We start from the raw sequence: 22,646 nt of genomic DNA, 5'->3' as shown, positions 1-22,646 counted from the left end.
AGCATCGCCATCGGGTTTTCGATGACCTGCTTGAAGGCGGCGAGGAGTTCTGCGCCGAGCGCGCCGTCGACTGCACGGTGGTCGGTCGAAAGCGTCACCGACATCACGGTCGCCACCTTCACTTCGCCATCCTTCACCACGGCCCGCTGCTCGCCCGCGCCGACCGCAAGGATCGTCGCATGCGGCGGGTTGATGACGGCGGCGAAGTCCTTGATGCCGAACATGCCCAGATTGGACACGGCCGTGTTGCCGCCCTGGAACTCTTCCGTCTTCAGCTTGCGCGAACGCGCCCGCGCGGCCAGATCCTTCATCTCGTTGGAGATGGCAGACAGCGTCTTCTCGTCGGCGCGGCGCACGATCGGCGTGATCAGACCGCCGGGGATCGACACGGCAACGCCCACATCGGCGTTTTTGTGCTTCACCATGGCGTTCTCGGTCCACGACACATTTGCGTCCGGCACCATGGCCAGCGCCTTCGCGTGGGCCTTGATGACCATGTCGTTGACCGACAGTTTGTAGGCCGGCTTCTCGCCATCCCCGGTCTTCACCTTCGGCGCGGCATCGTTGAGCTGCTTGCGCAGCGCCAGAAGCGCGTCGATCTCGCAATCGAGCGTCAGGTAGAAATGCGGGATGGTGGACTTGGCCTCGACCAGACGACGGGCGATGGTCTTGCGCATGCTGTCATGCGGGACGAGCTCGTAGGAGCCTTCCTCGAACAGTTTCAGCACCTGATCGTCGGACATGGCCTGCGGCGCGGACGCAGCGGCGGAAGCTGCTGCTGCCGGTGCGGCTGCTGCTTTCGCACCGCCATCCTTGCCTGCTGCTTCCACATCGGCCTTGACGATCCGGCCCTTCGGCCCCGAACCGGCGATGGCGGACAGGTCGAGACCGGCTTCCTTCGCCAGACGGCGGGCAAGCGGAGAAGCGCGGACGCCGGAGGATGCCTCCGCAGTCGCTGCCGGAGCAGCGGCGACGGGTGCGGCGGCCTCAACGGGGGCTGGCGCTTCCGCCTTTGCAGGCGCTTCGGCTGCGGTTTCGGCGGGCGCAGAAGCCGGCGCATCGGCCACGGCCTCGCCTTCTTCATAGATCCACGCCACAACCTGACCGACCGGAATGTCGATGCCTTCCTTGCCGGTGATGTTGCGCACGATGCCGGCGGCAGGAGAATCGATCTCCATGGCCGCCTTGTCGGTCTCGATCTCGAACAGAAGATCGCCCTTCTTCACGGTCGCACCTTCCTCGACAAGCCAGGAAGAAATGCGGCCGGTCGACATGTCCATGTCGACCTTGGGCAGGATGACTTCAACAGCCATGTCAGCGCGCTCCCGTAACCAGATCGCGGGCCGCCTTGACGATGCCGTCGACCTGCGGAACCGTCGCCTTTTCCAGCTCCGGATTGTAGGGGATCGGCGTTTCCGCGCCGCCCAGACGGACGACCGGTGCGTCGAGATAATCGAAGGCCTCGCTCTCGGCGATCATCGCCGAAATCTCTGCGCCGACGCCGAGCGTCTTAACGCCCTCATAGACGCACATCAGGCGGGACGTCTTGCACACGCTGTCGATGATCGTCTGGCGATCCATCGGGCGGATGCTGCGCAGGTCGATGACCTCGACGTCGATGCCTTCTTCGGCAAGCTGCTTTGCAGCGTCGAGCGACTTGTGCACCATGATCGACGTGGCGACGATGGTGAGATCAGCGCCCTCGCGACGAACGGCAGCCTTGCCGATCGGCACGGTGTAATAGCCTTCCGGCACTTCGCCCTTCATCTTGTAGAGGAGCTTGTGCTCGTAGATCATCACCGGATCGGGATCCTCGATGGCCGCAAGCAGCATGCCCTTCACATCGTGCGGGGTGGACGGCTGGATGACCTTCAGACCGGGCACATGGCCGAGCCACGCTTCGAGGCTCTGGCTGTGCTGCGCGGCAGCGCCCGTGCCGGAACCGGCCGGGAAGCGCATGACGACCGGTACCGAAACGGCGCCGCCCAGCATGTAGCGCATCTTGGCGGCCTGGTTGACGATCTGCTCCATGGCGAGCGTCGCGAAATCGGAGAACTGGAACTCGAAGATCGGACGCATGCCGGTCACGGCTGCACCGACTGCGACGCCAGCGCCGCCCAGCTCCGAGATCGGCGTGTCCATCACGCGCTCGGGGCCGAAGCGTTCCACCAGATCGCCGGTGACCTGGAATGCGCCACCATAGACGCCGATGTCCTCGCCCATGAGGAACACGCGCTCATCGCGCTCCATGGCAATGGCCATGGCTTCCTGGATGGCCTGCGCGTAGCTCAGTTCACGCGTGGCTGTCTCGACTTGCGCGTCCATCAGGCCTGCTCCGTGTAGACGTATTTCTCAAGATTGGCGACTTCGGGCATCGGGCTTTCCTTGGCGAACTCGATGCCTGCTTCGATTTCCTTGCGGACCCCTTCGCGGATCGCTTCGATCCCGGCGGCGTCGATGACGCCGAACTCGACGAGCTCTGCCTCGAACGCCTCGATGGGATCACGCTCGGTCATCCACTCTTCGATCTCTTCCTTGGTGCGGTAGCGATTGCGGTCGCTCTTGGAGTGGCCGCGATAGCGATAGGTCTTGCACTCGATGAGCGTCGGTCCCTCGCCATTGCGTGCGCGCTCGGTCGCCTCGTGCATGGCCTCGGCCACATCCGACACGACATTGCCATTCACGATCACGCCCGGCATCGCATAGGCGGCGGCACGGTCGGCAATGTTGGGAACCGCCGTCGCGCGGGCAACGGAGGTGGACATGCCGTAGCCATTGTTCTCGCAGACGAAGACGACCGGGAGCTTCCAGATGGCGGCCATGTTGAGCGCCTCGTGGAACGCGCCCTCATTGTTTGCGCCGTCGCCGAAGAAGCAGACAACGACATTGCCGGTCTTCATCTTCTTGGCGGTCAGGGCAGCGCCAACGGCAATCGGGAGACCGCCGCCGACAATGCCGTTTGCGCCGAGGTTGCCCGTCGACACATCGGCGATGTGCATGGAGCCGCCACGGCCACGGCAATAGCCGGTGGTCTTGCCGAAGAACTCGGCGAACATGCGCGAGACATCCGCACCCTTGGCGATGCAGTGGCCGTGGCCACGGTGCGTGGAGGTGATCTGGTCTTCATCAGAAAGACCGAGGCAGATGCCGACAGCGCTTGCTTCCTGTCCGATGGACAGATGCATCGTGCCGTGGATCAGGCCACGCATGTAGCTTTCTTCTGCGCCTTCCTCGAACTGGCGGATCAGATACATCTTGCGCAGCGCATCGCGCAGCTTTTCCTGATCGAACTGCCTGTAGATGAAAGGCTGGTTGGCGCCATCGGTTTTCGAGGCGCTCTTTTTGGCCGTGGCCGACATTTTTACGCTCCTGTCTAGAGCATCGGACCGAAAAGCGGGAACCGGCTTCCGGTCCGATGTTCCATCAATAAATCAGATCGTCCGTGTGCGCCCGAACGGGCGTATGGCGATCTAGCCGTAAACGAGCTTGTCCTGACGCGCGCGCAGCTCGGCGATCTTGGAACCGACCGGCGGGGCAGCGTTGTCGGACGTGATCAGTTCACCCTTCTTGATGGGCTTGGTGACCGTGCCGCCCTGAAGCAGACCGCAGGGGATGGCCCTGGAGGCGCGGGCCTCGGGCACCGTCATGATCCATGCGCGGTAGCAATATTCACCGATTGCATCGAGCGTCTCGCCCGGCTGCATGTCCTTCTTGGCGACGGCGCAGACTTCCGCAACCGGCTTGTCCAGCGGCACCATGTCCGGCTTGCCGTAGAGAACGACGCGGGCGCAGGTGAGCGGCACTTCAAGCGAGGTGAGGTGATAGGGACGGTGGAAGGTGAAGTAAGGGCCCTTGCCCATCTTCAGGTCTTCCATGCGCTCCGAGATGCGCGGATGCGACATGTCGGCGACAACGAAGACTCCGGGCGCCACGCCCTTGCCGATGGAGTAATCCACCACGCCAACGCGCGACAGCACACCGCCATCCTTTTCCGGCACCAGTACGGAGGACAGCTCGTCCAGCGTCGCCTTGGGGCCATGCATGCCCGGCTTGTCCGGCACGAGACCGGTGGCGTTGGCGATGGCCGCCATCTCGACCATGGTTTTGGAACCGTCGACGAACTCGACCAGCATGCGCACATTCATGTTTCGGCGCGCTGCTTCCTCGGCATAGTCGTCCGGGATCGCATCGATGTTGAGCGGGTTGTTCTTGCCCTTGCCGGCGGCGACGATGGGATGCCCCATGGCCGAAACGAACTCGATCAGCTCCATGCAGGAGGACGGCTCGTCGCCAGCGCCCAGCGAATAGGTAACGCCCAGGCGGTCGGCTTCGCTCTTCAGATAAGCGCCGATGGTGACGTCAGCCTCGACATTCATCATGACGAGGTGCTTGCCGTGCTCCATGGCCCGGAGGCCGATTTCAGCACCGACAGCGGGAACACCGGTCGCGTCGATCACGACGTCGATGAGATCGTTCTCGAGAAGCAGATCGGCATTGTTGGTGACGGCCACTTTGCCGGCTTCCATCGCCGCGGTCATTGCGGATTGCGTGTCCGCTTCCTTGGCGTGCCCTTCTTCCTGATAGGCGATATCCACGGCGCGGCTTGCCGCAGGCAGATTCAGCTCCGAAATGGCGCCGATTTCAATGCCGGGCATATGTGCGACGCGGGTGACGATATCGGTACCCATTTCGCCCGACCCCACAAGGCCGATGCGGATCGGCTTGCCGGATTTGGCCCGATCCTCGAGATCCCGGGCAAGGCCGGTAAGCGCAACGTTGGCAGACATTTCTGACCACTCTCCCAGATGGCGTTTCCTCAGATTGAGGCTTATTGAACATATGTTTAGGTGTCAATACGAATGTCCATTGACGCGACAACAACGCCCGGCTCTCCCCAGAACCGTCAGCAGCAAAAGCCCGCACAGCAGACATGACGCCAGGGAAAGAGAAAATCGTAACATTCCAGCTTTTGTGAACGCTCTGTTTCAGTTTTCCGATCTGAACGAACGCAAATGGGCTCCCTAAATGAAGAACCAGCCAGGGAAGACGCCTCGGCTTCGAAGTAATAACACACTTCCCTGACGGAAATGTGAAACGCTTGTTGATAGCTAACTGGAGTAATGAAAATGAAAACTGCTCTCTCCGCTCTCGTTATTTCCACCTTTATTGCAGCTCCCGCATTCGCCATTGAGCCGATCAAGGGAAGCATCACCTATGACGGTCCTTCTCAGTCGACGCTGAGCAAAACGCCGGTCGGTTCTGTTCTTCAGCACCAGTTCAACGCGAACGGCAATGAATATCGCGAGATCTATGTTGTCGGTGACGACGGCCGTCCGGTGCTCGTAAATCGTACGATCGTAGACAACAGCTAATGTTCAAATGAATATTGCAAGAAAGGCCCGGACATCGATCCGGGCCTTCTCTGCATCACGGGGAACTCTACTTCGAAACGCGATTACCTGTTTCGCAATACAACACAGGGCAGCCCGCCACTGCGAAAACGGCGACAGACACGCACCGCATCCGGCCGACTGTCAGCGCCGATGCGGACCGCATAGATGCCGCGCCATCCGCGCGGCGAGCGCACCCGGGTAATGACCGGCTCGTAATCCTTCAGAAGCGCTGCATGCCGGCGCAACACCATCTGCCAAAGCCTTATCGCCACATCGCGGCGAAAATGCCCTGCCACCTGCACGCCCCAGGGCTGGGTGTGAACACTGGCCATCGCCATGACGGCGCGGGCGGAAACAGGCAGAGCAAGACAGGCCTCATCGAACGGCTTGTCGGGATGCAATGGCTGAACCTTTGCAGCGCGCGTGCGCTCGGAGAACGTATCGACCGGCTCCCCCAGGATCGCCATGACGTAATTCTCGGTTTCGAGCGGCAGGAAACCGCCCTTCGAGAGCCAGCGTGAGACACGCCCCTCTCCCGCATTGTAAGCGGCAGCAGCGAGACCAAGATTGCCGTACTTCTCTTTCAGCTCCGCCAGATAGGCAGCCGAGGCCGGTATCGCCTTTTCAATGTCGAACGCATCGTCGAGCCCGCGCATCGCCGCCGTGCCCGGCATGAACTGCGCCACGCCCTCCGCCCCCTTGGGACTGACGGCATTGGGATTGAAGCGACTTTCCTTCCAGAGGAGCCGGGCAAGGAAGGCGGGCTCCATGCGATTGTCCCGCGCCTCAGCCTCCACGATCCGGCAGATGGAGGCGATGAGCGTCGCCTTCTCCGTTTCATCCTTCTTCTGGTCGCCCTGTTCTGCGTGAACGGAAGAAAGGCCCGACAGAAGCATGACGAGCATGGCAATATGCAAGATCAGCCAGCGGGAACGGACATGCTGCATCGGGCACCCTTTCGCTCTCGCCGAAGCGTAGGGCCAGCCCCGACGACAGGCAAGCCGCAGGAGAGAAGCCGCAATGGCAAAAGAGCCGTTTGCCGCATCAAAAAGCCGTCGATCATTCCGAAGGAGGCATGGTGGAGCTGAGGGGAATCGAACCCCTGACCTCGTCATTGCGAACGACGCGCTCTCCCATCTGAGCTACAGCCCCGTTCCACCGATTGCACGCATTTAGGTATGCGGAAGCGGGCCTGTCAAGAAGTGCGCGCGCAAGAAGAGAGCGCATGGAAACTGCACCCTGCGCCGTGCAAAAATTCCCTCCAGACTTGCCGCATCCACCGCCAATGGCTACATGTCGCAAAATTGCCGGCATGCAATGCAGGAACCGCCTGTGCGTGCCGCGCTTAACACGGCCCAGGAGACCGGCATGCTCGCGCTTATCCAGACCATCATCATGGCGCTCGACATCTATTGGTGGCTGATCATCGCCTCCGCCATCTTTTCCTGGCTGTATGCCTTTAACGTGGTCAACCCGCGCAACCAGTTCGTCGGGTCCATCGGCAACTTTCTCTACCGCGTGACGGAGCCGGCGCTGCGCCCCATCCGCAAGATCCTTCCGGACCTCGGCGGCATCGACATTTCGCCGATCATCCTGCTTCTGGCGCTGTTCTTCATTCGCCAGTTCATCCTGACCACCGTCGCCCCGGCGCTTCTCTGATCCATGTCGGAACTGCCCGCCTTCTGCCGACAGGCCGATGACGGGCTGGTGCTGTTTGTGCGCCTGACGCCGAAATCGTCGCGCGACGCCATTGAAGGCCCGGCGGAAACGGCGGATGGTCGCTGCCATCTGAAAGCGCGGGTGCGCGCCGTGCCGGAAAACGGCAAGGCCAATGCCGCGCTTGAAAAACTGCTCGCCAAGCAGCTTCGCGTGCCCGCAGGCAGCGTTTCGGTGACCGGCGGAAGCACTTCGCGCCTCAAGACCGTGACAGTGGCGAACACCGACAAGGACGTGCTCGACCGGCTCTCAGGCTTCGCTGCAGAAAAATAAGGTTCCCCTGTCGAAACAGGCTATGCTCCGCCCCCAAGGGGGATGAGGGTGATGAAGAGGAGCCTGCCCATGAGAATGGCACTGACCAGACTTGCGATAGCGGGACTTGCGATGGCGGCGATGGCCGGCACGGCGCGAGCGGTCGACATTGAAAGCGCATATACAGAGCTGAACACCGAAAAGAACTGCGCGCCCTTTGCCGCGCCGGGCGGCGACGAACCGGGCGACTGGGTCAACCTCGTATGCTCGGGCTGGAAGGGCTATCCCGTTCTTGTCTACTACAGCGATGCACGGGAATCGCTGTTCTATGGCTTCCCGCCGGCCGGCGATCTGGCGCCTGAGTGGGAAAGCTTCTCCGCGTTCAATTCCACCGGCCCCACCATCGAATGGCGCATCATGAAGGATGGCGACCGCGAATGGCCCGTCGCGACGATCCATCGCTGGTTCGTGGATGACGATTTCGGCGACAAGATCGAAGTGCTGGTGGTGGAGAAGGTCGGGCAGCTTCTGGAACGGCAGGGCTGCGTCGTTGGCTATGTGGTTGCGACAGGCAACGAAAACGCCAATGAAAAAGCCCGCCGCATTGCTGATCGGCAGGCCTATGACTTTGCTTGCGGGGCCGACCAGCCGGTCGTTGACGCCGGCGAGGTGCCAGCCCCGATGAGCGCGGGTGGCGGCGGCTAGAACACGGGACCGAAAACTGGAATCGGCTTTCGGTCCGATGTTCAGGTGATCGTCTGGATCGCCCGTGGTGCGCCCTGATGGACGCAGGCCGATCCAGACGCCGCCAGCGCCATGCTTACTTGCTGGTCTTGGCCCGCTCGATGGCCTCGACGATCAGCCTGCGCGCTTCGCCGGCATCCAGCCAATCGCCGATCTTGACCCACTTGCCGGGCTCGAGATCCTTGTAGTGTTCGAAGAAGTGCTGGATCTGCTGGAGGGTGATCTCGGGCAGGTCCTTGTAGTTGTGCACGTTCTCGTAGCGGCGCGTCAGGTGAGCCGACGGCACGGCGATGATCTTCTCGTCCTGGCCGGAATTGTCTTCCATGACCAGAACGCCGATCGGGCGCACATTGATGACGCAGCCGGGAATGAGCTGGCGCGTGTTGCAGACCAGAACGTCGATGGGGTCGCCGTCATCCGACAGGGTGTGCGGCACGAAGCCGTAATTGCCCGGATAGGTCATCGGCGTGTAGAGGAAGCGGTCGACGACCAGCGTTCCCGAATTCTTGTCCATCTCGTATTTGATCGGCTGACCGCCGACCGGGACCTCGATGATGACGTTCACGTCTTCCGGCGGATTATCACCGGTGGAGATGGCGTCTATGCGCATGGAGAAGCAACCTTTGTTCTGGCAGGTGATGGCTGCCGGAGACCGGCGCGGCGACCGATAAGGTCCGCCGGACGAGGCAACCCGGAAATGGATGGCTGCCGCTTTATCGCGTCACAGGCCGCATGGCAATGCAGCGAATGGTGCAGTGCGAAATTTTGATGGTGCGCGCGCGGACCGGAAAGACATGCGCAGCAGGGTCGAAGCTCAGTCCCAGACGAAGGCCAGCTTGCGCAGCGCCCGGCTGTGAAACACCTCGACGCCCTCGGCAATGTCGCGCCCGCCGGCGCCGGCATAGAACGCCAGCGCTGCCTCATTGTCTTCCAGAGCCCACACGACAAGACCGTTCAGACCATGGGCCGACAGCATGTCGCGCGCGGCCTGGAAGAGCCGCGTGCCAAGACCGACGCCCTGATATTCAGGCCGCAGGTAGAGCTCGTAGATCTCGCCTTCCTGCGTCAGCTCACGGGCGCGGTTGCGCCCGAGCGTTGCGTAGCCGGCAATCTCTCCGCCGATCTCGATGACGAGAACGGTGGCGGACCGACGAATCGCATTGGCCCACCAGCGCGGACCACGACGACCGATCATGCGCCCCAGCGCCTGATAGGGGATGATGCCGGTATAGGCCCCGCGCCACGCGCTATCGTGGACTGCGGCCACCGCCTCGGCGTCTTCCGGCTCTGCTCGTCTGATGTCGATCGTCAGCGTGTTCATAGTTTCTTAACCATAGCTGCGTCGGGTCGACATGCGCAAGCATTAGAGCGCTCATCTTTGCGGTCGCGCACAGGCAGCCGAAAGCGCTCAGATTTCCGTCAAACGGTCTTCGATTTCATTGGGATTAAGCCGGCCGGCGGGGAAATGCTGTGCAAGCACCTCTCCGGCGTAGCCAACGGTTTCGACAAACCCGTCGGCCAGCGTGCCGCGGCGCGCGTGCTCCAGCATCATGGCGACGCCCTCGTTCCAGACACGCTGTTCGACACAGGCGTCGATCTCGCGGTCAGCCACGATTTCCACGTAGCGTTCCGCCAGCGAAACGAAAATCAGAACGCCGGTCCGCCCCTCGGTCACATGGATGTTGTGGGCGAAAAACTGGTTCTGCGCTTTCTCGTGGGCGCGCCGGTATTTCAGCGCCTTGGGCACAAGCGCTACGCGCAGCCCCCGAAAAGCGATCAGAAGAGCGCCGGCCGCGGCAAATGCCGCGAGCTGCGCAGCGGCGAAAACCACGGGATCGACGGAAATCCACCAATGCCTGAGCGCCAGCGCCAGAAACGGCCCGAGAATGAGGATTGCCAGCGCGACGATGAGGCCGGCGGGATAGAGGTAGGGATCGCTGGAACGCGCGAGCACGCAGTAGATTTCGCCCGCAGTGCTGCGCTCGGCATCACGGATCGCCTTTGCGATGCGGGCGTGTTCTTCGTCCGTCAGTGTCCTGATCTTTCGCAACATCCTACCAGCTCCCCGAAGCACCGCCGCCGCCGGACGAACCGCCGCCGCCGGAAAAGCCCCCGCCACTGCTGCCGCCGGAAGACCATCCGCCGGAGGAGCTGCGTCCGGAGCGCCCGCTGGACTTCTTGTAATTCACCTTCATGCCGAGCCACTCATACTGGCCCGGCCCGATCTTGCGCCCGAAGATGGGCGGCAGAAGCGCCATGGCGAAACCGCCGAAGAAGAAGGTGCCCCAGACGATGAAGAACAGGATCGTCGGCCAGGGAATGCTGTCATCTTGCTGCTGGCTGCGCCGGGCGCGGGCCTCGAGCTCCGCCGCATTGCCCTCCAGCACCATGATGATGTCATCCACCGCGCCATCGATGCCGGCGTCGTAATCGCCAGCGCGGAAGGCCGGCACCATGGTGTTTTCGATGATGAGTTTGGAGTGCAGGTCCGTCAGCGTGCCTTCGAGACCATAGCCGACCTCGATCCGCATCTTGCGGTCATCGAGCGCGACCAGAAGCAGGACGCCATTGTCCTCACCCGCCTGCCCCAGCCCCCATGCGCGGAAGAGACGGTTGGCGAAGGGCTCCAGCGCCTCGCCATCGAGGCTGCGAATGGTGGCGACGACAATCTGGTCGGAGGATTTCTGCTCGAAAGCTTCGAGTTTTCCGGTCAGGCGTGCCGTGGTTTCCGCATTGAGGATGCCGGCGTCATCGACCACCCGCCCGGTGAGCCGGGGCAGTTCCGCAGCGGCCAGCGCCGATGCCAGAAACAGAGCGACAAGGCCAGCCGCAAGGGCAAGCCAAAGGCGCTGGCGATCACGTGCGGCGGGAAACCGCCGGACTGCCTCCCCCATCGATCAGTCTCCGTCAGCCGCCGCTGTTCGTGCCGAAATTGACCGACGGCGCATCCATCTGCTCCTGCGAGATGGTGAAGGTCTCATAAGGCTCGTTGCCCGTGAACCAGAACATCGCCCACAGCATGGAGGGCAGTGTCTTCAGCGACGTGTTGTAGAGGCGAACCGCCTCGATATAGTCGCGCCGGGCGACGGCGATGCGGTTTTCCGTGCCCTCAAGCTGGGCCTGCAGCGCCAGGAAGTTCTGGCTCGCCTTCAGATCCGGATAGTTCTCGACGACAGCCAGAAGGCGCGACAGCGCGCCGGTCAGGCCGGCCTGGCTCTCCTGAAACGCCTTGAAGGCTTCCGGGTCGGTGAGCATGTCCGTCGACACCTGAACCTGGGTGGCCTTTGCGCGCGCCTCGACGAGGCCTTCCAGAACCTCGCGCTCGTGGGAGGCATAGCCCTTCACCGTTTCGACCAGGTTCGGGATGAGGTCGGCGCGGCGCTGATACTGGTTCAGCACTTCGCTCCAGGCGGCCTTGGCCTGTTCCTCACGGGTGGGGATGGTGTTGAACCCGCAGGCAGAAAGCAGCGGCAACATCACGAAGAGCGCCAGAAGAGAAAGAAGGCCGCGCTGAGAGACAGCGGCGAGCGGCTTGGCAATCGGCATGAAGGAGCGCCTCCGAAACATTGGTTCTGGGAACATTAGAGCATCGGACCGAAAAGTGGAAACCGGTTTTCGGTTATTCCGATGCTCCATCAATCGCTTAGATCGTCCTTTGTGCGCCGGAATGGGCGCACGGCGATCTAGAACATGGGCCACTGACAGGAAACCAATTCCGATCAGGCTGCCCATGCTGTACGGTTATCGCAAATCCACTGCAACGGGTTTTCAGATGGGGTCGGGAAACAAACAGGATCAGGAAGCCGAAGCGGAGTCGCGCCGGATTCTCGACCGGGTTGGCCGAGAGAGCGAAGGCAGCTCCATGATGACGCGCGTGCGCGATCACGTGGCGGCTACCGATGCAGAGCAGAACGACCCGATTGAACTCTGGGGCACCCGCATCGGCAGGGCCATCGCCGTGACCACGCTGACGGCCCTGATCCTCTGGCTCCTCCTCTACGTCTTCGGCATAATCGGCGGATAACGGACAGCATGACCAATCAGGACAACCGGGGCGAGGCGCGCGCCGTTATCGTCATTTCAAGCCATGTGGCGCGCGGCAGCGTTGGCAACAGGGCGGCCGTTTTCACGCTTGAGGCACTGGGCTTTCCGGTCTGGGCGGTGCCGACGGTCATTCTGCCCTGGCACCCCGGCCATGGGCCGGCGACGCGCATCGTGCCGGAAGCAGATCAGTTCGCGCGCTTCATTCACGATCTGGAAAACGCCCCCTGGCTGGGTGAAGTGTCGGCCGTGCTAACGGGTTATCTGGGCGGGCCGGAACAGGCGACGGCGATTGCCGGGCTGGTGAAAACCCTGAAGGCACATAACCCGCAGGCGCGCTATGTCTGCGACCCCGTTCTGGGCGACAAGGGCGGGCTTTACGTGCCGGAGGCGACGGCAACGGCGATCCGTGATCAGCTGCTGCCACTGGCCGACATCACCACGCCGAACCGCTATGAGCTGGCGTGGCTGACGGGGATGGAGATTTCCGGCACGGAAAGCGCCATTCGCGCGGCGCGGCAGGCCCCGCCGGCGGATGTGATGGTGACGTCAGCGCCGGCCAGCAGCCCCGACCGGCTCGCCAATCTTCTGGTGAGCGAGACGGACGTTCTGCGCGCCGTGCATGACAGCATTCCAAGCGCGCCGAACGGGACGGGCGATCTGACGGCAGCGCTCTATCTCGCCCGGCTGCTCGCAGGCGAGACGCGTGAAGAAGCGCTTGCAAAGACGACGGGCTCGGTTGTGGCGATCCTCAACAAGGCGGCAGAACGCGGCTCGAACGAACTGATGCTCGAAACCGACCGGCAGATCCTGACGCGCCCGGAAATGAGCATCGAGATCGAGCATGTGGCGGAAACCGCGGAGGCATGACGGCGGTCTGAGCCTGCGGGCAAACGCATAAACCGGATTGCCCGAAGAACGGTTTACCGTTATTCGGAATTCCATGACCCATCTGCCAGACCGTCTTATCGCCGGCTACCGCAACTTCATGGCGGGCCGTTACAGCTCCGAGAGCGATCGCTATCGCGCATTGGCCAAGGATGGCCAATCCCCGAAAACCATGGTCATCGCCTGCTGTGATTCACGCGCGGCGCCGGAAACGATTTTCGACTGCGGCCCCGGCGAGCTTTTCGTCGTGCGCAACGTGGCCAACCTCGTGCCGCCCTATGCGCCGGACGGGCAGCATCACGGCACGTCCGCAGCCCTGGAATTCGCGGTGCAGAGCCTCAAGGTGAAGCACATCGTCGTGATGGGGCATGGACGCTGCGGCGGCATTGGCGCGGCGCTGAACCGCTCGGCCGAGCCGCTTTCGCCCGGCGACTTCATCGGCAAATGGATGGGGCTGGTCAAGCCGGCCGCAGAAGCCCTGGCCGAGAACGAGATGATGACAAAGGCCGAGCGCCAGACAGCGCTTGAGCGCATCTCGATCCGCTACCAGGTGGAAAACCTGCGCAGCTTTCCCTGCGTCAAAATCCTCGAAGACAAGGGCAGGCTCACCCTGCACGGCGCGTGGTTCGACATTTCGAGCGGCGAGCTGTGGGTGATGGACCCCAAGACCGGCGATTTCGAACGGCCGGACTTCGAGTAGACCCGATGCTGTCAGGCGGGATCGCCTGACTTTTCACAAAAAGCGAAACGCGATGGCCCCGTATCAGACGGGGCCTGTCGGGCCATGGCGCAAAGCCGTTGCCAGCGTTGGCTCCGGCAGCCTGTTCCAGATGATCCATGAAACGATTGCCACCGTTCCGAGCGTCGGGATGATGATCACCATGGCCAGAACGGGATCGCCGATGAGTGCGGCGATGGTTCCGCCGGCGAGCCCTGTTGTCATCTGAAGAAAGCCCGTCAGCGACGATGCGGAGCCCGCAATGCGGGGGAATGGGGCAAGGCCTGCCGTCATCATGGCCGGCATCACGAAAGCGATGCCGAAGGCATAAACGCCGACCGGCCCCATCACGCCGATGAAGCTTGGCTCGAACAGGGTGAGCGCAAAAATCAGAAGCAGGCTGCCCGCCCCGATGGCCGTGAGGCCGATGGGCACGAGCCTGTAAGCGCCGAGCGACTTCATCAACTGCCGCGCGGCGACAGCGCCGACGAAATACATGCCCGATTGCGCCAGCATGCCGAGGCCAAACTCGGCGGGTGTCATGCCGACATTGTCCATCAGAATGAAAGGCAGAACGGTTGCCTGCGTATAGAGCGCGCCGACCGCACCGGCGATGACGAAGCTCGACAGCATGAAGTAGCCATTGCTCAGAAGCAGGCCATAGGAGTGGACCAGCGCCTTCGGGCTGATGCGAGAGAGATCGCGCTCGACGGTTTCGCGCATGCAAAAATGGATGATGAGCGCGATCACCAGCCCCGCCACCAGCATGAGAATGAAAATGGCGTGCCAGCCGGCTACCTGCATCGTCAGACCGCCGAGCGTCGGCGCAAAGGCCGGCCCCACGGCCAGGATGATGCCGACCAGGTTCATGATCCGGGCGGAACTTTCATTCGTGAAAAGATCGCGCACGATGGCGCGCGAAACGGCCACGCCGACGGCCGCGCCAAAGCCCTGTAGAAAGCGGGCGGCGATCAGCGTTTCAATGTTGGGTGAGATCAGCGCGATGAAGCTCGCCACCACATAGATCGCGATGAAGGCGAAGGTGACGGGCTTGCGCCCGAGGCCATCCGACAGGGGTCCGCAGAACAGCTGCGCCACTGCAAAGCCGGCAAAGTATAGCGAGATGGTCATCTTGACCGCCGCTTCGGTGGTGCCGAAAGCCTCGACGATCTCCGGCAGCGCAGGCGTGAAAAGCGCCATTGAAACGGGCCCGAGCGCCACCAGCAGCGCACCGATGATGCTGACCCGCCGTTCGCTCATCAGCGGCGGTGGCGGGGTTTCGGCATCCGGTGCTTCTGCGCGCATGTTCATAAAGGCTCCCCCTGCCGTGGCGCGGCAGGCTTTTGCGACAGGCCCGCCAGATTGGCCCGCACCACTTTCAGTTTCTCGAGCATTTCGTCCCACTCGGCTTCGCTGAGCGTGCCGGCAGCGCTGCGCCGCATCTCGGTGCCCACCCGGCCAATGGCCTCAAGCACCGCATCGGCCTTGTCCGTCAACTCGACGAGCTTTGCCCGACGGTCGGACGGGTCGTTCGCACGGCGCACGAGATCGCGCGCCTCAAGCCGGTCGAGATAGCCGCTCAGCGTCATCGCCTCGACGCCCATGCGCTCGGCGAGAACATTCTGGCGAACTGCGCCGGCGCGCGCGGCATGAACCAGCGTGCGCGCCTCACCGGGCGTCACGCCGATACCGGCATTGGAAATCGCCCGATCCATCGTGTTTCTGATCAGACGATAAACGTCTGCGATGAGGAAACCGAAGGACTCCGGATTCACGTGCTGCGTCATCAAAAAGACCCTTATTATAAGGCAAACTTAATATAAGCCATACATATAGTCAGCCCCTATCATCGTCAACTCCGGCCATTGCGCCGTCAGCCGCCAGCGCTTACATCGCAAGGGCTCTGTTCCTCCAACGAACCGGAAACGCCATGCAGAAATCCGCTCCCATCGATCTTGCAACGCACCCGCTGACGAACTGGACCGGGCCGCACGGCCTGCCGGATTTCACCGCATTCGACGATGCCGCGTTTGCGCCCGCTTTCGAGGTAGCCATCGCTGCCCATGAGGCGGAGATCGAGCAGATCGCCAACAATCCGGACGCGCCGGACATCGAAAACACGCTGGCGGCGATGGAACTCGCCGGTGAAGCGCTCTCGCGGGTCTCGGCCATCTTCTGGTGCCGCGCAGGCGCACACACCAATGAGACGATCCAGGCGCTGGAACGGGAGATCTCGCCGCGCATGGCCCGGCACATCTCGTCCGTTCTCATGAACGCGGCGCTGTTTGAGCGCATCGACCGGCTTTATCAGGCGCGCGACACGCTCGACCTTGATGCAGAGACCGACCGCGTTCTTGAAAAGGTCTGGAAGCGCTTTGTGCGCGGTGGCGCGCAGCTCGACGCAGACGACAAGGCGCGGCTTGCCGTGATCAATGAGGAACTGGCCGGGCTTGGCGCGAAATTTGGCCAGAACGTGCTTGCAGACGAAAGCGGCTGGTCACTGTTTCTGGAGGAAAACGACCTGGCCGGTCTCTCCGACGCGCTGAAGAGCGCGATGGCAGAAGCCGCCGAAGCGCGCGGCGAGCAGGGCCGCTATGCGGCAACGCTCTCACGCTCCATCGTGGAACCGTTCCTTGCCTCCTCCGAACGGCGCGACCTGCGCGAGAAGGTGTTCAACGCATTCGCCAAACGCGGCGAGAATGGCGGCGACACGGACAACGCCGACATTATTGCGAGCACGCTGAAGCTTCGCGCAGAAAAGGCGCGATTGCTCGGCTATGAAACCTATGCCGCGCTGAAGCTGGACGACACGATGGCGAAAACGCCGGAGGCCGTGCAGGAGCTTTTGCAGCCGGTCTGGCGAAAGGCGCGCGAGAAAGCCGCCGAAGACGAAAAGGAACTGGCGAGGCTGGCAGCCGAAGACGGCCAGAACCACGCCATCGCCCCCTGGGACTGGCGCTATTATGCGGAGAAGCGGCGCGCCGAGCGCTTTGCCTTCGATGAAAGCGCGCTGAAACCCTATCTCGCACTCGAAAACGTGATCGCCGCCTCCTTCGACGTCGCCAACCGGCTGTTCGGCCTGACCTTCGAGGAGCAGAAGGGCGTTCCGGCCTGGCATGAAGACGTGCGCACCTTCATCGTGCGCAATGCCGACGGCTCGCAACGCGGCCTTTTCCTGGCCGACTATTTCAATCGCCCGTCCAAGCGCTCCGGCGCATGGATGAGCGGGTTGCAGTCGGGCTATCGGCTGGGTGCCGGCAAGACGCCGATCATCTACAATGTGATGAACTTCGCAAAGCCGCCCAAGGGCACCCCTGCCCTTCTCTCGGTCGATGAAGCACGCACATTGTTTCACGAATTCGGCCATGCGCTGCACGGGCTTCTGAGCGACGTGACCTGGCCGTCGATTTCCGGCACCTCGGTCTCCCGCGACTTCGTGGAGCTGCCCTCGCAGCTCTATGAGCACTGGTTCACCGTGCCGGAGGTGCTGCAGAAATTCGCCCTGCACCACGAAACCGGCCAGCCCATGCCGCAGGAACTGCTTGAGAAGATGCGCGCGGCGCGCACCTTCGACGCCGGCTTTGCAACGGTGGAGTTCACCGCCTCGGCACTGATGGACATGGCGTTCCACAGCCAGGCCGAAGCACCCGAAGCGCCGCTGGACTTCGAGGCGGAAACGCTGAAGCAGATGGAAATGCCGGACGCCATCGTGATGCGCCACCGAACGCCGCATTTCCTGCATGTGTTTGCGGGCGATGGTTATTCAGCCGGCTATTATTCCTATATGTGGTCGGAAGTGCTCGACGCAGACGCCTTCCGCGCCTTCGAGGAAACGGGCGATCCGTTCGATCCGGAAACCGCGAAGAAACTGCTCCGGCACATCTATGCGGCCGGCGGGTCGGCTGATCCCGAAGAGCTTTACAAGGCGTTCCGCGGGCGCATGCCGACGCCGGAAGCCATGATGGAAAAGAAGGGGCTCGCCTAGGCCCGAGAACCTGACGATGACGGCCTGCCTGTGGGCCGTCATTCAATGGTCAGATAGATGTCACGCCGTCGATAACCGGTTGCCACACTAAACGGTGAAATTGCCTCCCACGACCCAACCAGATCGAGGGAGACTGTCATGAAGTCCTTTGGAGTGAGCACCCGCCGCAAATTCCTGATCGGAAGCGGCGCAACCGCACTTGCCACCACGCTTGGCGGGCTGGCCATGCCCGCCATTTCGCGCGCCTCGTCGCGCCCCGTCTTCACCCATGGCGTCCAGTCCGGCGACGTGGACACCACGACCGGCATGATCTGGACCCGCACGGATCGCCCGGCGCGGGTGGAGTTTGAAGTCTCGACCACCGAGAGCTTCGCCAACCCGACCCGGCTGCCGAGCCTCGACGCCCTGCCCGACAGCGATCTCGCCGTCAAAAGGCTGCTGGAGAACCTGACGCCCGATCAGGATATTTTCTACCGTATGACCGCCGTTGATCTCTCCGACGTTTCGGCGCGCTCGGAGCCGATTGTCGGACGCTTCCGCACCGCACCCTCCGCACGCCGCGACATCCGTTTCGCCTGGTCGGGCGACACCGCCGGCCAGGGCTGGGGCATCGATGAGACCGGCATGAAGACCTATGCCACCATGTCGAAGCACGAGCCCGACTTCTTCCTGCATTCCGGCGACACGATCTATGCCGATGGCCCGATCCAGGACGAGGTGGAGCTGAAGGACGGCTCCAAATGGGTCAACAAGGTGGTGATCGACGAGAAGCGCAAGGTCGCTGAAACGCTGGACGAGTTCCGCGGCCAGTGGAAGTACAACATGATGGATGACCATGTGCGTGCGCTGAACGCCGTGTGCCCGACCTTCTTCCAGTGGGATGACCATGAAGTGGTCAACAACTGGTCGGCCTCCAAGGACCTCACCGAAGACGACCGCTACACCGAGAAGTCGGTGGCGCTTCTGCAGGCGCGCGCTGCCCGCGCGTTCCACGAGATGTCGCCGATCCGCTTCACCCCGGCAGAGCCCGGCCGCGTCTACCGCAAGATCGCCTACGGGCCGATGCTGGACGTGTTCTTCCTCGACCTGCGCTCCTACCGCGGCCCCAACACCGCTTCCATACAGGATGAGCTGAGCGATGAGGCGCGCATTCTGGGCGATGCGCAGATGCAGTGGCTGAAGCGCGAACTGTCGAACTCGCGCGCCACCTGGAAGGTGATCGCCTGCGACATGCCGATCGGCCTTGTGGTGCGTGACGGCGAGAAGATCGAAGCGATTGCAAATGGCGACGATGGCGCTGCCAAAGGCCGCGAGCTGGAAATCGCCGAGCTGCTGCGCTTCATCAAGAATGCGGGCATCGAGAACACGGTGTGGCTGACTGCCGACGTGCACTACACGGCTGCCCACTACTACAATCCCGACAAGGCGCAGTTCCAGGACTTCAACCCGTTCTGGGAATTCGTGTCCGGCCCGCTGCACGCCGGCACGTTCGGCCCCAACGATCTGGACCAGACCTTCGGCCCGGAACTGAAATATGTGAAGGCGCCGAGCAAGGAGCAGGGCGTGAACCTGCCGCCTTCGGACGGCTTCCAGTTCTTCGGCCTGGTCGACATCGACGCCGACACACAGCAGCTGACGGTGCGCCTGATGGATCGCGATGACAACGAGCTCTACAAAATGACGCTCGATCCCGTGCGCTCGGCCTGACACTGAGCGCATGCACTCGAACCGGGGCCTTTGCGCCCCGGTTTTTTGTTTCGCGCGAGCGCATGTGCCACGCAAATGACTGGAGGTAATCCGGTTACTCTTAGAAAATCATGCCCAATTGGTCGCAGTCTGCGAAATTGCATCTTTCCGCAACGCACACTAACTAAACCCGGAAAGCTGTCGAAAACCGTGGAGAGCAAGATGCATCAGACAGGCGCGACCCAGGGAGCCGAGATGGCCGCAGACGCAGGTCCTGCCCGGCCAGACGTGACCGTCTTCTTCGACAGGCGCACCTTCTCGGCACAGTATGTCGTCGCAGATCCGGCGACCGGCAAATGCGCAATCATCGATCCCGTTCTCGATTTCGACGAGAAATCCGGCGCAACCTCCACGGAAAACGCCGGCCGGCTCCTCGCCTTCATCGAGGAGAAGGGGCTCGAGCTCGAGTGGATTCTCGACACCCATCCCCATGCCGATCATTTTTCAGCCGCGAGCTATCTGAAAACCAGAACCGGAAAGCCGATCGCCATCGGCGAGAAGGTGGTCGAGGTGCAGAAGCTCTGGAAAGGCATCTACAACTGGCCGGAGTTCCAGGCAGACGGATCGCAGTGGGACAGGCTTTTCGCTGACGGCGAGACTTTCACCATCGGCTCTTTGCCGGCAAAGGTCATGTTCTCGCCCGGTCACACGCTGGCCTCGATCACCTATGTGGTCGGCGATGCGGCCTTCGTGCACGACACGCTGTTCATGCCCGATTCCGGCACGGCGCGCTGCGACTTTCCCGGCGGCAGCGCGGAGCGGCTCTGGAAGTCCATTCAGGACATTCTCAGCCTGCCGGACGAGACCCGCATCTTCGTCGGCCATGACTATCAGCCGGGCGGACGCGAGCCGCGCTTCGAAAGCACGGTTGCCGAGCAGAAGGCCACCAACAGCCACATGTCGAAATGCGCGACAGAGGCGGAATTCGTTGCCGTGCGCGAGGCGCGCGACAGGACGCTGCCCATGCCGAAGCTCATTCTGCATGCGCTTCAGGTGAACATGAATGCGGGCCAGCTTCCCGCGCCGGAAGCCAATGGCGAGCGCTATCTGAAGTTTCCGCTCAACGCGCTTGAAGGCGCGTCCTGGGGCTAGAACGCCGTGCATCGTGCTTTCCGAAAATCGATCCCGATTTTCGGGCCGATGCGCTAGACAATTCCAGGAAAAGCGGGAACCGGTTTTCCGTCCGGAATTGCGCAAAAACAATGATTTGAGCGGTCCCGGGGTCGACAACGGGCACTGCGGACTTTCGCAATTGCGAAAAAACCTGTAAGAGCGCGGCAACGCAACAGGGCCGCGCCTTGCCTTTCGCGCGCCTACCGACCCCAAAGAGCACATATGAAACTGCGCAACATTGCGATTATCGCCCACGTTGACCATGGGAAAACGACACTCGTCGACGAGCTTATGAAGCAGTCCGGCGCGTTCCGCGAGAACCAGCGCGTCGCCGAACGCGTCATGGACTCCAACGAGATCGAAAAAGAACGCGGCATCACCATTCTCGCCAAGGCCACCTCGGTGGAATGGAACGACACCCGCATCAACATCGTCGATACGCCCGGACACGCCGACTTTGGTGGTGAGGTGGAGCGCATCCTCTCCATGGTGGATGGCGCAGTTCTTCTGGTGGACGCGGCCGAAGGCCCGATGCCGCAGACCAAGTTCGTTGTCGGCAAGGCGCTGAAGGTTGGCCTGAAGCCGATCGTCGCCATCAACAAGATCGACCGCCCGGACGCACGCGCCGACGAGGTGATCAACGAGGTGTTCGACCTGTTCGCAGCACTCGACGCCACCGACGAGCAGCTCGACTTCCCGATCCTTTACGGTTCGGGCCGCGACGGCTGGATGAACTACAGCCCGGAAGGTCCGAAGGATGAGGGCCTCACCCCGCTCTTCGATCTGGTGCTGAAGCATGTGCCGGAGCCAAGCACGGAGCCCGGTCCGTTCCGCATGATCGGCACGATCCTGGAAGCCAACCCGTTCCTCGGCCGCATCATCACCGGCCGCGTGGCAGCCGGCTCCATCAAGCCGAACCAGGCGGTGAAGGTGCTGCATCACGACGGCACGCTGCTTGAGACCGGCCGTATTTCCAAGATCCTCGCCTTCCGCGGGCTCGAGCGCCAGCCCATCGAGGAAGCGCAGGCAGGCGATATCGTCGCCATTGCCGGCCTCTCCAAGGGCACGGTGGCCGACACGTTCTGCGATCCCTCCGTCAACCAGCCGATGGAAGCACAGCCCATCGATCCGCCGACGGTGACCATGAGCTTCATCGTCAATGACTCGCCGCTTGCCGGCACCGAGGGCGACAAGGTGACGAGCCGCGTGATCCGCGACCGCCTCCTGAAGGAGGCCGAGGGCAATGTCGCGCTGAAGATCGAGGAAGCCGACGACAAGGATTCCTTCTACGTCTCCGGCCGTGGCGAGCTTCAGCTTGCCGTTCTGATCGAGACCATGCGCCGCGAGGGCTTCGAGCTTGCCGTTTCGCGTCCGCGCGTGGTGATGCAGAAGGACGAGAACGGCAATCTTCTCGAGCCAATCGAAGAAGTCGTGATCGACGTGGACGAGGAGCATTCCGGCATCGTCGTGCAGAAGATGTCGGAGCGCAAAGCCGAGATGATCGAGCTGCGCCCCTCCGGCGGCGACCGCCAGCGCCTTGTCTTCCACGCACCGACGCGCGGCCTGATCGGCTACCAGTCGGAGCTCCTGACCGACACGCGCGGCACGGCCATCATGAACCGGCTGTTCCACGATTATCAGCCCTACAAGGGCGAGATCGGCGGCCGCATCAACGGCGTGCTCATCTCCAACGATGACGGCGAGGCGGCAGCCTACGCGCTGTTCAACCTGGAAGACCGCGGCCCGATGGTGATCGACGCCGGCGTGAAGGTCTATCAGGGCATGATCATCGGCATTCACTCCCGCGACAACGATCTGGAAGTGAACGTGCTGAAGGGCAAGAAGCTCACCAACGTCCGCGCCTCCGGCAAGGACGAAGCCGTGAAGCTGACCCCGCCGATCCGCATGACGCTGGAGCGCGCGCTTTCCTGGATTCAGGACGATGAGCTGGTGGAAGTGACGCCGAAGTCGATCCGCCTGCGCAAGCTCTACCTAGACCCGCACGAGCGCAAGCGCTTCGAGAAAAGCCGCGCCGGCGCGGCTTGAGGTC

23 protein-coding genes and 1 tRNA gene are annotated in these 22,646 nt (G+C 62.4%); 11 read left to right on the top strand and 13 right to left on the bottom strand.

Annotated elements, in window-relative coordinates; translation table 11 throughout:
- From ACRTG1_RS15125 to ACRTG1_RS15110, 4 genes are all read right to left on the bottom strand, one after another.
- A partial coding sequence (locus ACRTG1_RS15125; protein WP_432516494.1) for a pyruvate dehydrogenase complex dihydrolipoamide acetyltransferase occupies positions 1 to 1,313 on the bottom strand: 1,313 nt, incomplete at its 3' end.
- A gap of 1 nt (position 1,314) precedes the next feature.
- Positions 1,315 to 2,325, bottom strand: coding sequence for an alpha-ketoacid dehydrogenase subunit beta (locus ACRTG1_RS15120; protein WP_113153517.1), 1,011 nt, complete (start codon positions 2,323 to 2,325; stop codon positions 1,315 to 1,317).
- Entirely contained in the window at positions 2,325 to 3,359 is a 1,035-nt protein-coding gene (locus tag ACRTG1_RS15115; protein WP_113153518.1) for a thiamine pyrophosphate-dependent dehydrogenase E1 component subunit alpha, read from the bottom strand. The genes ACRTG1_RS15120 and ACRTG1_RS15115 overlap by 1 nt, the downstream gene beginning before the upstream one ends.
- A gap of 111 nt (positions 3,360 to 3,470) precedes the next feature.
- Positions 3,471 to 4,787, bottom strand: coding sequence for an NAD(P)H-dependent oxidoreductase (locus ACRTG1_RS15110; RefSeq protein ID WP_432516493.1), 1,317 nt, complete (start codon positions 4,785 to 4,787; stop codon positions 3,471 to 3,473).
- A gap of 339 nt (positions 4,788 to 5,126) precedes the next feature.
- Here ACRTG1_RS15110 and ACRTG1_RS15105 point away from each other — a divergent pair, with 339 nt between their 5' ends.
- A complete protein-coding gene (locus ACRTG1_RS15105; protein WP_113153520.1) occupies positions 5,127 to 5,372 on the top strand; it encodes a hypothetical protein in 246 nt (81 codons plus the stop codon).
- An 83-nt stretch (positions 5,373 to 5,455) separates the two neighbouring features.
- On the opposite strand, the gene ACRTG1_RS15100 is transcribed toward ACRTG1_RS15105, so the two are convergent.
- Positions 5,456 to 6,289: a lytic transglycosylase domain-containing protein gene (locus ACRTG1_RS15100; RefSeq protein WP_432516497.1), complete on the bottom strand. Its 834-nt coding sequence runs from the start codon at positions 6,287 to 6,289 to the stop codon at positions 5,456 to 5,458.
- Between the two features lie 180 nt (positions 6,290 to 6,469).
- Positions 6,470 to 6,545, bottom strand: a tRNA-Ala gene (locus ACRTG1_RS15095).
- Between the two features lie 216 nt (positions 6,546 to 6,761).
- Here ACRTG1_RS15095 and ACRTG1_RS15090 point away from each other — a divergent pair.
- From ACRTG1_RS15090 to ACRTG1_RS15080, 3 genes are all read left to right on the top strand, one after another.
- Positions 6,762 to 7,052 carry a YggT family protein gene (locus ACRTG1_RS15090; RefSeq protein WP_432516492.1) on the top strand — a complete coding sequence of 97 codons (291 nt, stop codon included), beginning with the start codon at positions 6,762 to 6,764 and terminating at the stop codon, positions 7,050 to 7,052.
- Between the two features lie 3 nt (positions 7,053 to 7,055).
- Positions 7,056 to 7,382, top strand: a complete 327-nt coding sequence (locus ACRTG1_RS15085; RefSeq protein ID WP_113153521.1) for a DUF167 family protein — start codon at positions 7,056 to 7,058, stop codon at positions 7,380 to 7,382.
- A 69-nt stretch (positions 7,383 to 7,451) separates the two neighbouring features.
- Entirely contained in the window at positions 7,452 to 8,066 is a 615-nt protein-coding gene (locus ACRTG1_RS15080) for a hypothetical protein (RefSeq protein ID WP_206553258.1), read from the top strand.
- Between the two features lie 115 nt (positions 8,067 to 8,181).
- Here ACRTG1_RS15080 and ppa read toward each other — a convergent pair whose 3' ends face one another.
- The 5 genes from ppa to ACRTG1_RS15055 form a co-directional block, all read right to left on the bottom strand.
- Positions 8,182 to 8,715 carry an inorganic diphosphatase gene (ppa, locus tag ACRTG1_RS15075; RefSeq protein WP_113153523.1) on the bottom strand — a complete coding sequence of 178 codons (534 nt, stop codon included), beginning with the start codon at positions 8,713 to 8,715 and terminating at the stop codon, positions 8,182 to 8,184.
- Between the two features lie 204 nt (positions 8,716 to 8,919).
- Positions 8,920 to 9,426: a GNAT family N-acetyltransferase gene (locus tag ACRTG1_RS15070; protein WP_206545645.1), complete on the bottom strand. Its 507-nt coding sequence runs from the start codon at positions 9,424 to 9,426 to the stop codon at positions 8,920 to 8,922.
- Between the two features lie 87 nt (positions 9,427 to 9,513).
- Positions 9,514 to 10,158 (bottom strand): TPM domain-containing protein, encoded by a 645-nt coding sequence (locus ACRTG1_RS15065; protein WP_283800591.1) that lies wholly within the window; start codon positions 10,156 to 10,158, stop codon positions 9,514 to 9,516.
- Between the two features lies 1 nt (position 10,159).
- The gene (locus tag ACRTG1_RS15060; RefSeq protein ID WP_299939322.1) at positions 10,160 to 10,999 is read right to left on the bottom strand and encodes a TPM domain-containing protein; all 840 of its coding nucleotides are present in this window, start codon (positions 10,997 to 10,999) and stop codon (positions 10,160 to 10,162) included.
- A 13-nt stretch (positions 11,000 to 11,012) separates the two neighbouring features.
- Positions 11,013 to 11,651: a LemA family protein gene (locus ACRTG1_RS15055; RefSeq protein WP_113153527.1), complete on the bottom strand. Its 639-nt coding sequence runs from the start codon at positions 11,649 to 11,651 to the stop codon at positions 11,013 to 11,015.
- A 184-nt stretch (positions 11,652 to 11,835) separates the two neighbouring features.
- Between ACRTG1_RS15055 and ACRTG1_RS15050 the strand changes: the two genes are divergently transcribed.
- The 3 genes from ACRTG1_RS15050 to ACRTG1_RS15040 all read left to right on the top strand — a co-directional run bounded on the left by ACRTG1_RS15050 (position 11,836) and on the right by ACRTG1_RS15040 (position 13,734).
- Positions 11,836 to 12,129, top strand: coding sequence for a hypothetical protein (locus ACRTG1_RS15050; protein WP_222474045.1), 294 nt, complete (start codon positions 11,836 to 11,838; stop codon positions 12,127 to 12,129).
- An 8-nt stretch (positions 12,130 to 12,137) separates the two neighbouring features.
- Positions 12,138 to 13,016 (top strand): pyridoxal kinase PdxY, encoded by an 879-nt coding sequence (gene pdxY, locus ACRTG1_RS15045; protein WP_206545641.1) that lies wholly within the window; start codon positions 12,138 to 12,140, stop codon positions 13,014 to 13,016.
- 73 nt (positions 13,017 to 13,089) lie between these two features.
- Complete coding sequence (locus ACRTG1_RS15040; RefSeq protein WP_113153529.1) at positions 13,090 to 13,734, top strand: carbonic anhydrase; 645 nt, start codon at positions 13,090 to 13,092, stop codon at positions 13,732 to 13,734.
- 63 nt (positions 13,735 to 13,797) lie between these two features.
- Here the strand turns inward: ACRTG1_RS15040 and ACRTG1_RS15035 are convergent, their stop codons facing one another.
- Positions 13,798 to 15,063 (bottom strand): multidrug effflux MFS transporter, encoded by a 1,266-nt coding sequence (locus tag ACRTG1_RS15035; protein ID WP_432516491.1) that lies wholly within the window; start codon positions 15,061 to 15,063, stop codon positions 13,798 to 13,800.
- Positions 15,060 to 15,539, bottom strand: coding sequence for a MarR family winged helix-turn-helix transcriptional regulator (locus ACRTG1_RS15030; RefSeq protein ID WP_206548035.1), 480 nt, complete (start codon positions 15,537 to 15,539; stop codon positions 15,060 to 15,062). The genes ACRTG1_RS15035 and ACRTG1_RS15030 overlap by 4 nt, the downstream gene beginning before the upstream one ends.
- A gap of 143 nt (positions 15,540 to 15,682) precedes the next feature.
- Between ACRTG1_RS15030 and ACRTG1_RS15025 the strand changes: the two genes are divergently transcribed.
- The 4 genes from ACRTG1_RS15025 to typA all read left to right on the top strand — a co-directional run bounded on the left by ACRTG1_RS15025 (position 15,683) and on the right by typA (position 22,642).
- Positions 15,683 to 17,737 carry a M3 family metallopeptidase gene (locus ACRTG1_RS15025; protein WP_206545638.1) on the top strand — a complete coding sequence of 685 codons (2,055 nt, stop codon included), beginning with the start codon at positions 15,683 to 15,685 and terminating at the stop codon, positions 17,735 to 17,737.
- 138 nt (positions 17,738 to 17,875) lie between these two features.
- Positions 17,876 to 19,444, top strand: coding sequence for an alkaline phosphatase D family protein (locus ACRTG1_RS15020; protein ID WP_432516490.1), 1,569 nt, complete (start codon positions 17,876 to 17,878; stop codon positions 19,442 to 19,444).
- 201 nt (positions 19,445 to 19,645) lie between these two features.
- A complete protein-coding gene (locus tag ACRTG1_RS15015; RefSeq protein WP_432516489.1) occupies positions 19,646 to 20,575 on the top strand; it encodes an MBL fold metallo-hydrolase in 930 nt (309 codons plus the stop codon).
- Positions 20,576 to 20,818: 243 nt separating this feature from the next.
- Positions 20,819 to 22,642 carry a translational GTPase TypA gene (typA, locus tag ACRTG1_RS15010; RefSeq protein ID WP_113153534.1) on the top strand — a complete coding sequence of 608 codons (1,824 nt, stop codon included), beginning with the start codon at positions 20,819 to 20,821 and terminating at the stop codon, positions 22,640 to 22,642.
- The last annotated feature ends 4 nt before the right edge of the window (positions 22,643 to 22,646 follow it).

Origin of the sequence: Nitratireductor sp. PBL-C9 (assembly GCF_050877045.1) — a bacterium.
Lineage (GTDB): Bacteria > Pseudomonadota > Alphaproteobacteria > Rhizobiales > Rhizobiaceae > Nitratireductor > Nitratireductor aquimarinus.
Note: the sequence above shows the minus strand (reverse complement) of the source record. Positions and strands in the feature narration are given on the sequence as shown.

Bases quoted from the DNA above. Each gene is read 5' to 3' on its own strand.
- ACRTG1_RS15070 (WP_206545645.1), bottom strand. From the start codon at position 9,426: ATGAACACGCTGACGATCGACATCAGACGAGCAGAGCCGGAAGACGCC.
- ACRTG1_RS15050 (WP_222474045.1), top strand. From the start codon at position 11,836: ATGCTGTACGGTTATCGCAAATCCACTGCAACGGGTTTTCAGATGGGG.
- ACRTG1_RS15035 (WP_432516491.1), bottom strand. From the start codon at position 15,063: ATGAACATGCGCGCAGAAGCACCGGATGCCGAAACCCCGCCACCGCCG.
- ppa (WP_113153523.1), bottom strand. From the start codon at position 8,715: ATGCGCATAGACGCCATCTCCACCGGTGATAATCCGCCGGAAGACGTG.
- ACRTG1_RS15080 (WP_206553258.1), top strand. From the start codon at position 7,452: ATGAGAATGGCACTGACCAGACTTGCGATAGCGGGACTTGCGATGGCG.
- ACRTG1_RS15025 (WP_206545638.1), top strand. From the start codon at position 15,683: ATGCAGAAATCCGCTCCCATCGATCTTGCAACGCACCCGCTGACGAAC.
- ACRTG1_RS15015 (WP_432516489.1), top strand. From the start codon at position 19,646: ATGCATCAGACAGGCGCGACCCAGGGAGCCGAGATGGCCGCAGACGCA.
- ACRTG1_RS15115 (WP_113153518.1), bottom strand. From the start codon at position 3,359: ATGTCGGCCACGGCCAAAAAGAGCGCCTCGAAAACCGATGGCGCCAAC.
- ACRTG1_RS15120 (WP_113153517.1), bottom strand. From the start codon at position 2,325: ATGGACGCGCAAGTCGAGACAGCCACGCGTGAACTGAGCTACGCGCAG.
- ACRTG1_RS15040 (WP_113153529.1), top strand. From the start codon at position 13,090: ATGACCCATCTGCCAGACCGTCTTATCGCCGGCTACCGCAACTTCATG.
- pdxY (WP_206545641.1), top strand. From the start codon at position 12,138: ATGACCAATCAGGACAACCGGGGCGAGGCGCGCGCCGTTATCGTCATT.
- ACRTG1_RS15100 (WP_432516497.1), bottom strand. From the start codon at position 6,289: ATGCTTCTGTCGGGCCTTTCTTCCGTTCACGCAGAACAGGGCGACCAG.
- ACRTG1_RS15110 (WP_432516493.1), bottom strand. From the start codon at position 4,787: ATGTCTGCCAACGTTGCGCTTACCGGCCTTGCCCGGGATCTCGAGGAT.
- typA (WP_113153534.1), top strand. From the start codon at position 20,819: ATGAAACTGCGCAACATTGCGATTATCGCCCACGTTGACCATGGGAAA.
- ACRTG1_RS15105 (WP_113153520.1), top strand. From the start codon at position 5,127: ATGAAAACTGCTCTCTCCGCTCTCGTTATTTCCACCTTTATTGCAGCT.
- ACRTG1_RS15090 (WP_432516492.1), top strand. From the start codon at position 6,762: ATGCTCGCGCTTATCCAGACCATCATCATGGCGCTCGACATCTATTGG.
- ACRTG1_RS15055 (WP_113153527.1), bottom strand. From the start codon at position 11,651: ATGCCGATTGCCAAGCCGCTCGCCGCTGTCTCTCAGCGCGGCCTTCTT.
- ACRTG1_RS15030 (WP_206548035.1), bottom strand. From the start codon at position 15,539: ATGACGCAGCACGTGAATCCGGAGTCCTTCGGTTTCCTCATCGCAGAC.
- ACRTG1_RS15020 (WP_432516490.1), top strand. From the start codon at position 17,876: ATGAAGTCCTTTGGAGTGAGCACCCGCCGCAAATTCCTGATCGGAAGC.
- ACRTG1_RS15085 (WP_113153521.1), top strand. From the start codon at position 7,056: ATGTCGGAACTGCCCGCCTTCTGCCGACAGGCCGATGACGGGCTGGTG.
- ACRTG1_RS15060 (WP_299939322.1), bottom strand. From the start codon at position 10,999: ATGGGGGAGGCAGTCCGGCGGTTTCCCGCCGCACGTGATCGCCAGCGC.
- ACRTG1_RS15065 (WP_283800591.1), bottom strand. From the start codon at position 10,158: ATGTTGCGAAAGATCAGGACACTGACGGACGAAGAACACGCCCGCATC.